The following is a 14426-nucleotide window of genomic DNA, read 5'->3' on the forward strand; positions in this document are numbered from 1 at the left end:
CATCCAGCGCGTCGCGAGCGAAGCCAGCCAAACTGCAGACCACTCTGCTCATGTAGCGAATAAAATACACTCAGATATGCAGCAGCAATTTCATGAAGTCGATCTTGTGGCAACGGCTTCGCAAGAACTCAGTTCTTCCGCACTAGACGTAGCGCAAAACGCTGCATCGGCGGCGCAAGCAGCGCGAGAAGCCGACGGGGCGACGCGCAATGGATTAGACGTGATCTTGCTGACGACAAATGCCATACAAGGATTGTCCCAGGAATTTGCTGACGCTAGAGACCATGTCGAAAGCCTTGCACAAAAAAGTGATCGAATCGGGTCGGTATTGCGGGTAATCCATTCAATCGCTGAACAAACAAACCTTCTTGCTCTTAACGCAGCTATTGAAGCCGCTAGGGCCGGGGAAAGCGGACGTGGTTTTGCAGTGGTCGCTGACGAAGTCCGTAATTTAGCAAGGCATACCCGGGATTCAATCGAGGAAATAAGGGAAGTTATCGAGGAGGTGCAGCACCGAACCATCGGGGTTGTTGCTGCGATGCGTAATGGCACCGCCAGAGCTGCCGATGGTGTCGAACAAGTCGGCCTTGCAGCGAAGTCCTTCCGGGAAATCGATAGTGCAGTGAGCATTATCAAGAACATGAATCTGCAAATTGCTAGCGCTGCAGAACAGCAGAGTCGCGTCGCAGAAGAGGTTAGCCGAAGCGTAGCCACGATTCGCGACGTCACAGAATCGTTATCGACCCAAACATTGAACTCTCGTCAAGCGAGCGAAACGCTCAATATTCAAGCAAGTGAGCAACTCAGGCTAACTGGCAATTTTAAGACGTGAGCCGAGTCGGCCAGAAGGAAAGGCATGGTATTTTAAGAGCACGTTTACGGCGAAAGTGTCAACCTAACCGCTTTTTTGCCAACGATACAACAAAAGGAAAACACATGACAGTGCCTTCTGGTAGTCAACTAAACGAATATCTCGACTTTTCGGAACGGCTGGCGGATGAGGCGGCCGCCGTTATCATGCCCTATTTTCGTCAAACCCTGGGGGTGACGGATAAGGGCGATAGTGCGCTATTCGACCCTGTGACGGTGGCTGACATGGCAGCGGAGACAGCCATGCGCCAACTGATCACGATGGCTTATCCAAAGCATGGAATCTTGGGGGAAGAGGCTGGGGAGCAGCTTGGATCATCTCGTTTCAAGTGGGTACTTGACCCAATTGACGGCACCCGTGCTTTCATCACAGGCTTACCGCTCTGGGGAACTCTTATAGCCTTGAATGACGGCGCTGTACCGGTAATAGGACTCATGAATCAGCCCTTTACCGGCGAACGCTTCACCGGTTCACCACTCGGAAGCTTCTGTAATGGAAAACCTATACTGACCCGCAAATGCGCCGAGTTGTCTTCTGCGACGTTGATGTGCACCACACCAGATATGTTTACTACACCCAAGCAGAAAGCAGCTTTTGAAGGGGTAGCACAGCGTGTCCGGCTGTTGAGATACGGCGGTGATTGCTATGCGTACTGCATGCTTGCGGCAGGATTTGTAGATGTAATAGTGGAAGCAGCACTCCAGCCCTATGACATACAAGCGCTGATACCCATCGTTGAGGGGGCGGGTGGTGTCGTTTCTAACTGGTCGGGGGGAACAGCTCAAAATGGGGGACAGATTGTCGCTTGCGGCGATCCTGCTCTGCACAAGCAGATACTCGATTTACTAAATGCCTAGTAGGTATCTACCGCCTGCAAAGCTATTACGGGTCGGAAGTACGGACGTGAATATCCTTCAAGGACAGCACTTCACTGGCGCTCCCCTAGCGCGCTGGAATAATGGATCAACAATCGAACGACTGGATGGCGTAGACCCAAAACAGCCAGCTTGCACCTGGTAGCCATAGACAGCAGCTCTGTGCGTATTTGTTAAAGTTTGGCGACCTCCGTTCCACCTTTTCCAAATGCTTTTATACCACCGACAGCGCATCTGCGCAGGGTTGATTTGAGGCAGCCTCGGTCTTGTCGGGTCAATAATGGCCGGCGACAAACACTGCTGCGCTCAGGCTTAACAACGTCTGCGCCGGATATTACGGGCCAGATAAGCGAATCCAGTGTCGATGATTCTTTCTGTCGCCATGTTGAATCGCCCCGGATTCTCTAGGCACCTTGCAAGCTCATTGCGTAACGCTTCTCAAACTCTACAGGTGTCAGCTGATTGTTGAACCATGGCGGCGCTCTACGTTGTAGAACATCTCGATGTGATTGAACACATCACTCCGAGCATCTTCCCGAGTGGTGTAGATTTTTCGCTTGATCCGTTCCCGTTTCAGAAGCTGGGAAAGGCTCTCGGCAACGGAGTTGTCCTGACAGTTGCCTCGGCGACTCATGCTGGCAATTAAATTGTTTGCATTCAAAAAGCTTCGCCAATCGGAGCTGCTGTACTGGCTGCCTTAGTCGGAATGAACCATCACCTCTTGCTTCGGTTTACGCCTTCAAAAACCGCCATCAACAACGCATCAATAGCCAAATCACTGGTCATCTGTGACCTCATTGACCGGCCAACGACCTGCCGAGAAAACAAATCCAGTACCACCGCCAAATACAACCTGCCTTCGTACGTACGAATGTACGTGATATCGGTTACCCAAACCTTGTTGGGTTCCAGGATATCGAACTGGCGCTTCAGCAAATTGGGTCACAAACTAATTGAAAAGTCAAAACCACACCATAATCAATCAGACTTTTATTACAGGAAATACCTAGATATCCAGGACTAAGCGAGTAGACTTAGCGCGCGAGCAGCAGGGGGTGAATATGTTATTGGCCTGCTGTTCATCTTCAGTGAGATACATATCCCTGTGTTCTGGAATCCCCTCCAGAATGCCAGTTACACAAGTACCGCAGATACCTCGCTCGCAGGACAACGGAATGTCAAGACCAACGGCGATCAATGCCTCAGCAACTGAAGTTTCAGAACCGACAGTGACTACCTGTCCGGTACTAGCAATCTGTACCTCAAAAGAGCTATTTTCAGCACCAGCTTTGGGTTCAGCGCTGAAATACTCTCGATGTAACCGATGCTGTGGCCAGCCTTGAGCCTCCGCTGTTTTGAGTACAAAGTCCATGAAGCCGGATGGCCCGCAGACATAGAGATGATCCTCAGCTTGAGGAGAACTCAACAACCCCACAATGTCTGCTGACTTTTCATCATCAAAGTGGAAGCTGGCATTACCTGCAAAAGGACTATCTTCAATCCTGCGCACAAATGCCGCTTGCTCCCTCGAGCGCGAGCAATAATGCAGCTCAAAATTTGCATCCGACATGTGCAGGCTTTCCGCCATACAGAGAATAGGAGTAATGCCGATACCACCGGCGAAAAGCAGCGACCGCCCTTTTGATTCTTCAAGAGGAAAAAAGTTACGAGGTTCACCGATTGTAATTTCGGAACCTTCAATCAACTCATGTACTGCTTTCGAGCCGCCGCGTGATTTTGGATCCAGCAGTACACCTATCAGGTACCGATTACGCTCATTAGGAGCATTGCAAAGCGAATACTGCCGAATTAGCCCATTGGGAAGGTGAACATCTATATGAGACCCGGCCTCAAATTTAGGAAGCTCTGAACCATCAGCTTCCACAAGTTCCAAACTAACAACATCGCGGGCCTCACGAATAATCGATTTAATTTGCACCGCTAGCATAATGCACCTCCGATCTCAGGGGCAGTAACTACTACCCCAGAAGCAATCTTACTTTTATTATTCGTCAGCTTCTTTATTAAGCGAATGAACTTGTTTTCGCAATCAACTGGTGCTCATCTGCGAGCAGCCGTTCAAGCACGCGTCGAGATTGCACGCCACCGGAGTCAATGTTCAGCTTAAGAAGGCCGCGCTCAGGGTAAGTCAATAAATTGCTCTGCTGCTGTTCGAGCATGTCGAGGTCTTCACTAAAAATCTTCCCTTGGCCCTCCCGGATCGTATCCGTCAACGCCAAGTCGTTAGGCTTAAATTTCCGCGCCATCCCCCAGAAGTACCAATGGGACGTCTCAGTTTCGGGCGTTATGAAGTCGACAACAATGCTGGAGGCTTTCAAGCGATCTGGAGCGTCATAGCCGCCATTACCGGCGTGAGCAACCCCAACTTCGATCATGACATGACTTGGAGGCGTGAAACGGCAGATCTGCCAGCGATCAACAGGCACGTCATCTGCGAGATCGTTACCCCGCAAAGCCATCTGCCAGAAAGGCGGGGCCATAATGTTTTCCATATGGCGTGCGGTGATCACTTCTTCGCCGTTTACGGTAGTAATAGGCAGCGACTCGTCGATCTCTTTCTGACCGATACTAGAAGAGTGAACATACGTCTCATGGGTCAAATCCATGAGGTTGTCAATCATCAAGCGGTAGTCACATTTGATGTGATAGAGACCACCACCATAAGCCCAGTCAGGGCTCTCTGCCCATTCCAGATGATGGATCAAAGCAGTATCGGCGAGCTCCTTCTCACCTGGCCATACCCAAATGAATCCATACCGCTCCACGACTGCATAGGACTTGATGCAAGGGAAGCCGCGTACTCGCTGCCCAGGCATGGAAACGGTTTTACCATCACAGCCCATTACGAGTCCGTGATACCCGCATACTAGATTTCCATCTTTCACGTAGCCTAGGGAAAGAGGGGCACCACGATGAGGGCAGAAGTTTTCAACAGCTGCAACCTGCCCTTCCTTCCCACGATAGAAGGCAATATTTTCGCCGCAAATCTTCCTGCCAAGAGGCTTGTTTTCGATTTCATCAGGCGTACAAGCGACATACCACGAATTTTTTAGAAACATGACAATCTCCAGCTGATTATACTTATTGCCGGTATACCTTAGGTGCTCAGCTAAATGCTTTGAGCTTTTCAACAATTTTACGAGCGCGATTCGGGCCAACATCGATATGGATATCGATCATTGGCCTATCCCCGAATCGAAGCATATTTTTGTACTGAGACTCGATGACGACCTTGTCTTCGTCAAAAGTCATCTTCGACTGCTCGATAACTTTATTTTTACTTTCTTCCGCGTCACAAACTGGGTTTGTCCCAACTGACCAAAAATAATGGCAGGTAGTTTCCGTCTCAGGTGTCACCCCATGGAAACCTTTCATGTGAAAGCCGCCGCGATTTGGATCGTTCAAATCGTCAGTTCCAGCATCTACCGCCCCAGACCAGATTCGCAGGTGGTTAACGTGGAACTCAATCTCCTGCCAACGGTCGACTATGCCGTCAAATGGGAATGCTGCGGTGTAAGTGGGCGGCGGGATTGATCCAGGCATATGACGAACTACCCGAACCCACTCATCACCTGCTTCGACCTTCATTTCGGCGTTCATGTGTACTTTGGCGTTACCGCCGATAGTCCGTAAGTGCACGTATCCCAAGTGGCTCAAATCCATCAAGTTATCGTGAACCAACTGCCATGGCGCGTCATAGTGATAGACATCGCCATCGAACAAATACCGACCACTGCTGTGAACATCATATTGCGGAGGCTCGAAACTTGGTTCGCTATCGCTTCTGCTACCAAACCATATCCACAAAATCTGATCCTGCTCTCGGATATGATAAGCCGGAACTATAGCCTTACTTGGAATCTTTGTTTGGCCAGGAATATCAATGCAACGACCGCCACCATCAAATAGAAGGCCATGATAACCGCAGCGTATCCCTCCCTCCTCCACCGTGCCGTCAGATAAAGGCAAAGCACGATGACAGCAACGGTTTTCGAGAGCGCAGAAATCGCCCTCAAGAGTTCTAAACAACACAATCGGCTTGTTAAGAAACGTCCGGCCAATTGGTTTATCTTTTAGCTCCCACGAGAACCCCGCCACATACCATTGATCCAGCGGGAACTGCGGAGTCGGTGCAGGGGCGGCTACTCCCGGTTCGACGATCTGTACTGACATTTTATTCTCCTTATACAGTAATCATTGTGACTCAAGCAGCAGATGAGAAAGTCGATTCGTACTGAATGTGTGTCCTGGACTTAAGTGTGGACAGGCCGGCCTAACCCATCAAAAATCTGACGGAATTACCGGGAGAAGAAAGGAGAAAAAATTTCACGGTCATGTTTGTCACCATTCTTCTTGTATTAGAGGCCGCCCTAGGTCTGTGAGGCCATGACTTTAGAATAATCAATATAGTTGATATGTCAACCAGATGGAATCACTTGGGGATGATCGGTGCTCACCGGGAGGAATGCGAGCTCGGAAAATCGAGTCTTGGCCAAGCTCAAGGCGTCATACCCTGTGAGTTAATCAGGCGCGATCTGCTGCTAAACGCGTAGAGGCGAAAGCAATGCGGTATGGTAAAAAACCTCTTTCGTCACATTCGGAGCTATGGCCTTCACATGCACACCCCACGTCTCGATCTGAACCGCTACGTCCCTGGTCTACTAGGCTTTATCTACAACAAAATGTCCGCCGGAGCGTCGGCTTGTTACCGCAAAGAGTTCGGCGTTGGAATCATCGAGTGGAGAATGCTCTCTATGCTTGCGGTAGAAGAAGACATTACCGCCAACCGGATTGCTCAAGTCATCGGGCTAGATAAAGCAGCGGTTAGCCGTGCATTGAAGACCTTGATCCAATCCGAAGACATCGCTACCAAGGTGAATTCGAACGATGGTCGAAGCGTGACCCTAAGCCTTACCGATAAAGGATTTCAGCTACACGACAAAATCATTGCCATCGCCCTAGAGAGAGAGAGAAGGCTTTTGGCCGGATTATCTGAAAAGGAAATCGAGACTCTACTCGACCTTCTCCGTCGTATGCATGGGAACGTGTCCAACGCGAATCTCGCGGGTCTCGGCCCTGATCGGTGAATAAACACAACATTGTCCTAGCAGCAACCCCGCCTTGTAGAATGCTCCCACTACGTCCATCCGCTAGCCGGAACCATCCAGCACTCCAGGCACAGTCCCCACGAGATGTGGTTGACACGTCAACCAGATTGGGTATATCTCTGTGCCATCGGGGAGTGCATTTGCAGATGTCCATGCGGCCACGCGCCCATTTGGAGTTCGTTGGGGGCCTCTGACACGTCGCGAGTGAGTATCCGTATTGTGTGAATGCCTACAATAAACATAAGAGGCCCAAGCCATGAATTCTGCATTGCGTTGCGCAAACCACCACATGCAGCTGGAAAACTATCGCCCGGTTGATCTGGAGCTCTGGAGCCACGATCTAGGGGTAACCTGCGAGGTTCCAGCTGGACTACACGGCCCCCTCTTCTGTAACGCGTCTACCCGCCAGCTCACTCCACTTTGCACTGACCACTATCTGTTCTTCTCAAAAGCGATGGTCAACGCCGGTCGAATCAAATACAGCCAGGTCAGTGACAGAACCCACTGTTTCAGAACCAAAGAATTCAACTCTCAAAAGCACCCCGTTAACCGGCTAGTTTCGACTGCCTTTCCAGCAGTCCCGAACGGTCAGGTGTTCGCACATGGAGAATTCAATTTTCCAGTATTCCTAGATCCGGGCACGCTGGAAACAGAGAAACTCTGGGATGCAGACGGAAAATATTATTCGGCACTCAATGCCCACCCGAAAGTGCCCCTCGCGAGGCCCCTTGCTCGATTGTGAGTACCAAGCGTCGAGGTTCGACATTCCAAATAACCACTACGACGGACTCTACACCGACGGTGTACTTATCAGGAACGAACTACTCAAGGCACCGTTCATTAGCGCTGGGACGTCAATCAAAAGTCCAATGACGAGTAAACGAGTGCATCCGATTACCAACACATACCCGGACGAATTTTGACGTGTTATGGAAAAGCTTCGGTCGCTTAACCATTACATAGTCAAGCCGGATACCGACTGAAACTTCAACCGCGACTGGCAGTTCAATGCCGGGGTCGTAGTTGGTTGTGTTCATACAACAGCCAATTATAAACCCTGAGCCTCCTGGCAACAGGCATAGCGATGATTTTGCACCAATTGTTACTAGAGAAGTCAACGCAAACGGTTCGATCAACATAACCGCAGAGCACGAATACGGAAAGACGTTTCATAGTAATGGAACGAGTAAAGACAAAGATCTGGGTTTTGGCTCATGTACGACACTGTCAGTCACATTGGAAACTTTAAAAGATAAAATTTTACTGATTGAGGAGTAACCATAAAAATGAATATCAGCGAGCATAGCGCAGTCACAATCGGCAAGATGGCGCAGGTTTTAGAGCGGATGCAGAAGAGCCAGGTTGCTGACGGCTTGCCCTCCGCCCAAGTTCGAATTGAACGTCTCAATCGTCTGGTAGAAATGGTTGTTAAAAATAGCCAAGCTTTGGCCGAGGCCATCAGCGAGGACTTTGGCCATCGGAGCAAACACCAAAGCCTTCTAGGGGATATCGGCGTCACTGTGCTTGCGATCAAGCATAATCGGGATAATCTCGTTTCCTGGATGAAGCCCGAACACATCGCCGACCCCTTCCCGGGGGTGAAAACCGCCATTGAGTATCAGCCTCTCGGTGTCGTGGGCGTTATAAGCCCATGGAACTTCCCAATCATCCTTTCGCTCAGCCCAGTAGCTGCAGCTCTCGCAGCCGGCAACCGGGCGATGCTCAAACCCTCAGAGCTTACGCCTCGAACATCTGCCCTACTGGCATCACTTGTTCGAGAATATTTTGACGAGTCTGAATTCACCGTCTTCTGCGGTGATGCAAGCGTCGGCGCAGCGTTCAGCGCACTCCCCTTCGACCACCTTATGTTCACGGGCAGCACTGCTGTAGCCAAGCATATTTCCAAGGCTGCCGCAGAGAATCTTGTACCGGTGACACTTGAATTGGGGGGTAAATCCCCTGTTGTGATTTCTAAGAGCGCTGATCTAACGGTGGCTGCCAAGCGGATCATGGCAATCAAAGCCTTCAATGCCGGTCAAATTTGCCTGGCCCCTGACTATATTCTTGTTGAACGTTCCCAAGTAGATGAATTGGTCGAAGCCCTCGTGGCTAGCACAACAGATATGTATCCAAGTCTTCTCGGAAATTCAGATTACACATCCATGATTTCGCAGGCAGCTTATACGCGACAAGCCAACCTCGTTAATGACGCCCTTGCCAAAGGAGCAACTGTTGTCCCCATCAACCCTGCTCTGGAGACATTTGACGGGACGCGTAGCAAAAAATACCCACCAACATTACTTCTCAACGTCGACGGCAGCATGCAGGTAATGCAACAAGAAATCTTCGGCCCGTTACTTCCAATTCAGGTCGTCGAAAACTTTACGGCAGCGATTGACATTATCAACAGTAAAGACCGCCCACTAGCACTTTACTACTTCGGCACTGACGATGACGAAGTCACCCAGGTTACACAGCGAACTACATCTGGCGCCATTGTGGTGAACGATGTAATGACACATGCCTTCTCTGAAGACATTCCTGTAGGTGGCGTCGGTGCTTCCGGTATCGGGCAATATCATGGAATCTTCGGATTCCGTCGATTCAGCCACATGAAACCTGTCGTCCGTCAAAGTCTTGGTGGCGAATCCAATATTGCTCTACGAGCGCCATTTGGTGAGCTGCAAAACCAGATCATTGAAGCAATGCTTGTCGATGATACACCTGGGTCAAAGTGTTCATAACTGATCCGCCAAATGACACCTCTATCTCTTGAGGTGTTTCAAATGGCTGCATGGCTTAATCAACCGGAGATTGTTTTATGAGTGGTAATCGTGGTGTTGTTTATCTTGGCGCTGGTCAGGTTGAAGTAAGGGCGATTGACTATCCTAAAATGCAAGATCCTCGCGGAAAGAAGATCGAGCACGGGGTCATCCTGAAGGTAGTGTCTACCAATATCTGCGGCTCAGATCAGCACATGGTGCGCGGGCGCACCACAGCTCAGGTAGGATTGGTACTGGGTCACGAAATTACCGGCGAGGTCATCGAAAAAGGGAAAGACGTTGAACGCCTTCAGATCGGCGACCTTGTATCGGTACCTTTCAACGTTGCATGTGGACGTTGCCGATCCTGCAAGGAGCAACACACCGGGGTCTGTCTGACCGTGAATCCTGCCAGGCCGGGCGGTGCATATGGTTACGTGGACATGGGTGACTGGACAGGTGGCCAAGCCGAGTATGCCTTCGTTCCATACGCTGACTTCAACCTGCTAAAGCTTCCCGACCGCGAAAAAGCGATGGAGAAGATCCGAGACCTGACATGCCTTTCCGACATCCTGCCTACCGGTTATCACGGTGCCGTGACTGCTGGTGTTGGCCCTGGCAGCACTGTCTACATCGCAGGGGCTGGGCCAGTTGGATTGGCTGCCGCTGCATCGGCCAGGCTGCTGGGCGCGTCCGTAGTCATCGTTGGCGATGTTAACCCTGTCCGCCTCGCTCACGCCAAAGCAGTTGGTTTCGAAGTCGCCGACCTCTCCACCGATACCCCACTGCACGAGCAGATCGCGGCCTTGCTGGGCGAGCCTGAAGTCGATTGCGCTGTTGATGCGGTAGGCTTTGAAGCGCGCGGGCACGGCCATGCTGGGGTAAAGCAAGAAGCTCCAGCGATTGTCCTTAACTCTTTGATGCAGATTACTAGAGTTGCAGGCAAGATCGGCATTCCTGGGCTGTACGTCACAGAAGATCCAGGTGCAGTGGACGATGCAGCGAAGATGGGCAGTTTGAGTGTTCGCTTCGGTTTGGGTTGGGCAAAGTCCCACAGCTTCCACACGGGACAAACTCCCGTGATGAAGTACAACCGCCAATTGATGCAAGCCATCATGTGGGATCGTATCAATATCGCCGAGGTCGTAGGGGTGCAGGTGATCAACCTGGACGATGCTCCCAAAGGTTACGGAGAGTTCGACGCAGGTGCTCCTAAGAAGTTCGTTATTGATCCACACAATACCTTCAGCACAGCCACTCAATTCATAACATGAGTCACTAAATTAGCATTATGACCTGCAACGCTAGGTCATAATGCTAGCGCGCTCTACCGGCAAACCAATTTTACTAACCATACTGCCTCCACCTAAACAAAGTGCACGAGCGGTTCCCGCTCGCCTAAAAACTTTAATCTGCCGCGTCTATTCCTAGCACAAAAAATAACAAGGAAGACAATTAATGAAGAATATTTACCACAATAGCCATGTGTATTTTTTTGGAATGGCGACAGGCATCCCCGCCACCGCTTCAGAGTTTATCATTGCTAGCGAAGCAACACTCACCACTCGAAACTACTATTTCGAACGAGAACTCAAAGGAACATCTCTACAGAATCACACTAGAGAATGGGTGCAGGGGTTCATTCTGAAGGTGAACTCAGGCTGGGGGGGGCTGGCCCTAACGCTATGCAGAGAGCTATTTATGGCTGACTGAATAATTACTCGAATTTAATGCCTAGAGATAAAAGGCGTTCTATTTTTTCAGTAGCTTCACGCATAAGTGTAGATAGCGTCGGTAAGTCACGCTCACTTTTACGATACTGGGGAATCGTCGCCGATATTGAGCCCCTGATTTTACCGTCAACGAAAAAAGGGACTGCCAAACCAAACGCCCCCAATACTCGCTCGCCCTCACCAGTCGCCCACCCGCGTTCCTTGATGTTTTTCAGCTCTTCTTTAAGCAATTTACGAGAAGTGATTGTCGCCTGAGTAAGTCGTTCAAGTTTGAGCGAGTCGACCAATTGCTGGTCACAGTAGGCCAACACAGCCTTGCCTGCGGCACCTGCATAAAGAGGAACATCTACGTTCACTTGAAGCTTGTATTGGATAGGCCTCCAACCTTGTATCACATCAAGAAATTCAGCCTTTTGAGTGGTTTCATCGTACGAAAGGAGGGCTATCGTCTCACCGGTTTCCTGGACTAAAGACGACAGGATTTTCCGGGTAATATCGGCGAGGTCGCGATGAGCTGAATTAACTCGTGCAGCCCATTGATAGAGCCTTGGGCCTGGATACAAGGTAGTTCCAACCACGCTGATTAGGCCGGCTTGAATCCCGGACTCTATAAGTCGCTTGGCCGTGGCCGCATTGCACAAGAGCTGATCGTGCAACCCGACAGAGCTTTTTATACCCTGCGGAAAAACGCAGGCCAACAACAAAAGTCGTTCAAGACGACTGACTGTGGATTTGGCATCTTGTGCGCCGAAATTACTAACAACTTGAAGCGTGTCAATGCTCCTGGACTCTATACCAGCCTGTATCTTTTCAATAACGCGCTGGATGTGTTTTTCCAAATGACGAAGTCCCTTGGAGCCCGAACTTCCAGCTGAGTGAAAAGAGACCGACACGATAAGCCCACTTGCTATTTCGCTCACAACTATCGATAGAGCGCTGGGAAATTCCGACTCCGACATAAGGCCAAGGGCATCATGATCGGGGAGGATACAGTCATCACCACCTGCCCCGGCTGACGTTTTTAATCTTGAAGCGTTAACGCCGATAAATTCTGCAAACTTGCGTCCGATGTCTCCAAATGTGAGTGGATAGACCACCCCCAGCTCAGGCCTGAACGTCAGCGTTGCCTTGGCTTCGCTGCAGGCCGCGATGAAATAGCCGTTACTACGCGGGCAGTAGATAGAAATGAGCGCGGTGCACTTTGAGACGTCAGCGAGTTCACCGAGCGACTCACCGCCACGGCCCAGAAGCACGCTTGAATGGGTGAGCGTTTGAGTAAGGACGTCAATTCTCGGCCCTATGCTGTATTTACCGACCCCGACTTCGCTAGCCAGACCAATCTCAACTAGGGAAACAAGAATCCGATTAACGGTACTTCGGCTCTCTGAAAGCTCTGCCGCCAGCTCTCGAACCCCCCAAGACTCGACGCCGGCTCGCCTCACAAGTGCGTCCATTACCTGAATCATCCGGGTATGGCTGGACGCAGGGACGGCTGTGGAAGGTGTTGTGCTAGAGCGGTTTGACTGAGGCATCACAAGTCAGATCGATAGGTTCGGGCCTCCATTCTGGGGTCTAACGCTGGCCCACGGCAAATCACACCAAGTTGTTGACAACCGCCCCGGCGTTCTAGAAGCTAGATAAAACAAAAGCTGGACGCTGTCCCATTTTTTGAATGGAGCCGACGTCCGATAACTCGAGGTGCCCATGAACAACAATAACGTTATGGCCGAGCCTGTCGTTCAGACCGTTGCAGAAACGGATCAGACGAGGAAAGCCAAGAAGGCCACGAGGGCCGCTGTATTCGGAACCTTTGTCGAGTATTACGACTTCAGCGTCTACGGATACGTCGCTGCAACCCTCGCCATGGTTTTCTTTCCTTCAGATGATGCGACGACCGGCCTGCTGAACACTTTCCTGGTGTTCGGCTCCGCGTTTTTGGTGAGGCCGCTCGGCGCTATTGCTTTCGGCTGGCTCGGCGACAAGGTAGGCAGACGCTTCAGCCTGATTGCCAGCATCACCCTGATGGGGGCTGCGGCCACGCTAATTGGCCTGCTGCCCGGCTATTCGCAGATTGGTGTCTGGGCGCCGATACTTCTGGTCGTGCTGCGCATGTTGCAGGGCTTCTCCGCTGGTGGCGAAATCGGTGGAGCTGCAAGCTACATCCGCGAGTGGGCTCCGCCTAAACGCCGCGCCTTGTACATTTCCTTCCTGCCCTCGATTGCTCAGTTCGGTAAAGGCTTGGCTGCTGCAATTGCGGGTCTTGCTGCGGCGACCCTCACCGATCCGGAGATGCTTTCTTGGGGCTGGCGTATCCCATTCCTGCTGGCGCTGCCGCTCGGGATCATTGGTCTCTATATGCGACTGAGCATTGAAGACAGCCCGGAGTTCGCGTCTAAGAAAAACGATGCAGAAGTCAAAAAAGGCCAGCCTTTCGCTGAGTTGATTCGCGACTATCGCAAGCCTTTGGCCAAGGTGATCATGATCGCTATGGTTCAGAACATTGGTACCTACATTGGCACCGTATTCATCGCGGCCTACTTCAGCTCCATCCTGGGGTACTCGAAAGGTGAAGCATCCACCATCGTTCTAATCGCCGTGATCCTCGCCGCATTTTTGATTCCTCTCGCCGGCCAGCTCGGCTCTTATCGCGGCGGCAAATCCATCCTGCGCTATGCCTACGTTGCGTACGCCGTAGTGTCGATACCGTCCTTCATGCTGATGCAGCAAGGCTCGGTCAATCTGGCAATGGCTGGGCTTGTTCTCGGCATGATTCCGTACGCCCTTTGCCAGGCGGGTACTTACTCAGTGATGCCGGAATTTTTCCCGATGCACATTCGCCATACCGGCGTCGCATTCGGACATAGCGTAGGTGCCGTTATTGGCGGGGGGTCAGGCCCATTCCTTGCTACCTGGCTAATCGGCGCAACCGGCAATCAATCCACGCCCGCATTCATCCTGTGCGCATCAGGTCTTCTGGGACTGATCGTCATCTCGACTGTTCGTAAAAATGCGCCGGCGGCTGGCGGTGACGCCAACACCCACCAATTCTCCTAAGG

At 51.1% G+C, this 14426-nt stretch carries 12 protein-coding genes and 1 pseudogene; 8 read left to right on the forward strand and 5 right to left on the reverse strand.

Annotated features, from left to right (window positions below):
* Positions 1 to 76: 76 nt before the first annotated feature.
* Together BLU85_RS31845 and hisN are read left to right on the forward strand one after the other, a co-directional pair.
* Positions 77 to 832, forward strand: a complete 756-nt coding sequence (locus BLU85_RS31845; protein ID WP_371914254.1) for a methyl-accepting chemotaxis protein — start codon at positions 77 to 79, stop codon at positions 830 to 832.
* 104 nt (positions 833 to 936) lie between these two features.
* Complete coding sequence (gene hisN / locus BLU85_RS22745) at positions 937 to 1728, forward strand: histidinol-phosphatase (protein WP_092204622.1); 792 nt, start codon at positions 937 to 939, stop codon at positions 1726 to 1728.
* A gap of 422 nt (positions 1729 to 2150) precedes the next feature.
* On the opposite strand, the pseudogene BLU85_RS22750 reads toward hisN, so the two are convergent.
* From BLU85_RS22750 to BLU85_RS22765, 4 genes and pseudogenes are all read right to left on the reverse strand, one after another.
* Positions 2151 to 2688 (reverse strand): annotated as a pseudogene (locus BLU85_RS22750) (IS3 family transposase); the annotation flags it as partial.
* Positions 2689 to 2752: 64 nt separating this feature from the next.
* Positions 2753 to 3694: a PDR/VanB family oxidoreductase gene (locus tag BLU85_RS22755; protein ID WP_092204623.1), complete on the reverse strand. Its 942-nt coding sequence runs from the start codon at positions 3692 to 3694 to the stop codon at positions 2753 to 2755.
* 76 nt (positions 3695 to 3770) lie between these two features.
* Positions 3771 to 4826, reverse strand: coding sequence for an aromatic ring-hydroxylating dioxygenase subunit alpha (locus BLU85_RS22760; protein WP_092204624.1), 1056 nt, complete (start codon positions 4824 to 4826; stop codon positions 3771 to 3773).
* Positions 4827 to 4872: 46 nt separating this feature from the next.
* Positions 4873 to 5940, reverse strand: coding sequence for an aromatic ring-hydroxylating oxygenase subunit alpha (locus BLU85_RS22765; protein ID WP_092204625.1), 1068 nt, complete (start codon positions 5938 to 5940; stop codon positions 4873 to 4875).
* A gap of 443 nt (positions 5941 to 6383) precedes the next feature.
* Here BLU85_RS22765 and BLU85_RS22770 point away from each other — a divergent pair, with 443 nt between their 5' ends.
* The 5 genes from BLU85_RS22770 (at position 6384) to BLU85_RS22785 (ending at position 11350) form a co-directional block, all read left to right on the forward strand.
* On the forward strand, positions 6384 to 6854 hold the full coding sequence (locus tag BLU85_RS22770; RefSeq protein ID WP_092204666.1) for a MarR family winged helix-turn-helix transcriptional regulator: 471 nt from the start codon (positions 6384 to 6386) through the stop codon (positions 6852 to 6854).
* Between the two features lie 277 nt (positions 6855 to 7131).
* On the forward strand, positions 7132 to 7617 hold the full coding sequence (locus tag BLU85_RS30785; protein ID WP_115986127.1) for a carotenoid oxygenase family protein: 486 nt from the start codon (positions 7132 to 7134) through the stop codon (positions 7615 to 7617).
* 544 nt (positions 7618 to 8161) lie between these two features.
* Positions 8162 to 9619: a coniferyl aldehyde dehydrogenase gene (locus BLU85_RS22775; RefSeq protein WP_092204626.1), complete on the forward strand. Its 1458-nt coding sequence runs from the start codon at positions 8162 to 8164 to the stop codon at positions 9617 to 9619.
* 77 nt (positions 9620 to 9696) lie between these two features.
* The gene (fdhA, locus tag BLU85_RS22780; protein WP_092204627.1) at positions 9697 to 10911 is read left to right on the forward strand and encodes a formaldehyde dehydrogenase, glutathione-independent; all 1215 of its coding nucleotides are present in this window, start codon (positions 9697 to 9699) and stop codon (positions 10909 to 10911) included.
* 184 nt (positions 10912 to 11095) lie between these two features.
* Entirely contained in the window at positions 11096 to 11350 is a 255-nt protein-coding gene (locus BLU85_RS22785) for an OprD family outer membrane porin (protein WP_092204628.1), read from the forward strand.
* A 4-nt stretch (positions 11351 to 11354) separates the two neighbouring features.
* Here BLU85_RS22785 and BLU85_RS22790 read toward each other — a convergent pair whose 3' ends face one another.
* On the reverse strand, positions 11355 to 12902 hold the full coding sequence (locus tag BLU85_RS22790) for an IclR family transcriptional regulator domain-containing protein (protein WP_092204629.1): 1548 nt from the start codon (positions 12900 to 12902) through the stop codon (positions 11355 to 11357).
* A gap of 172 nt (positions 12903 to 13074) precedes the next feature.
* On the opposite strand from BLU85_RS22790, the gene BLU85_RS22795 reads away from it, so the two are divergent.
* The gene (locus tag BLU85_RS22795; RefSeq protein ID WP_092204630.1) at positions 13075 to 14424 is read left to right on the forward strand and encodes an MFS transporter; all 1350 of its coding nucleotides are present in this window, start codon (positions 13075 to 13077) and stop codon (positions 14422 to 14424) included.
* The last annotated feature ends 2 nt before the right edge of the window (positions 14425 to 14426 follow it).

The sequence above is a fragment of the Pseudomonas sp. NFACC14 genome (assembly GCF_900106885.1).
Classification (GTDB): domain Bacteria; phylum Pseudomonadota; class Gammaproteobacteria; order Pseudomonadales; family Pseudomonadaceae; genus Aquipseudomonas; species Aquipseudomonas fluorescens_AA.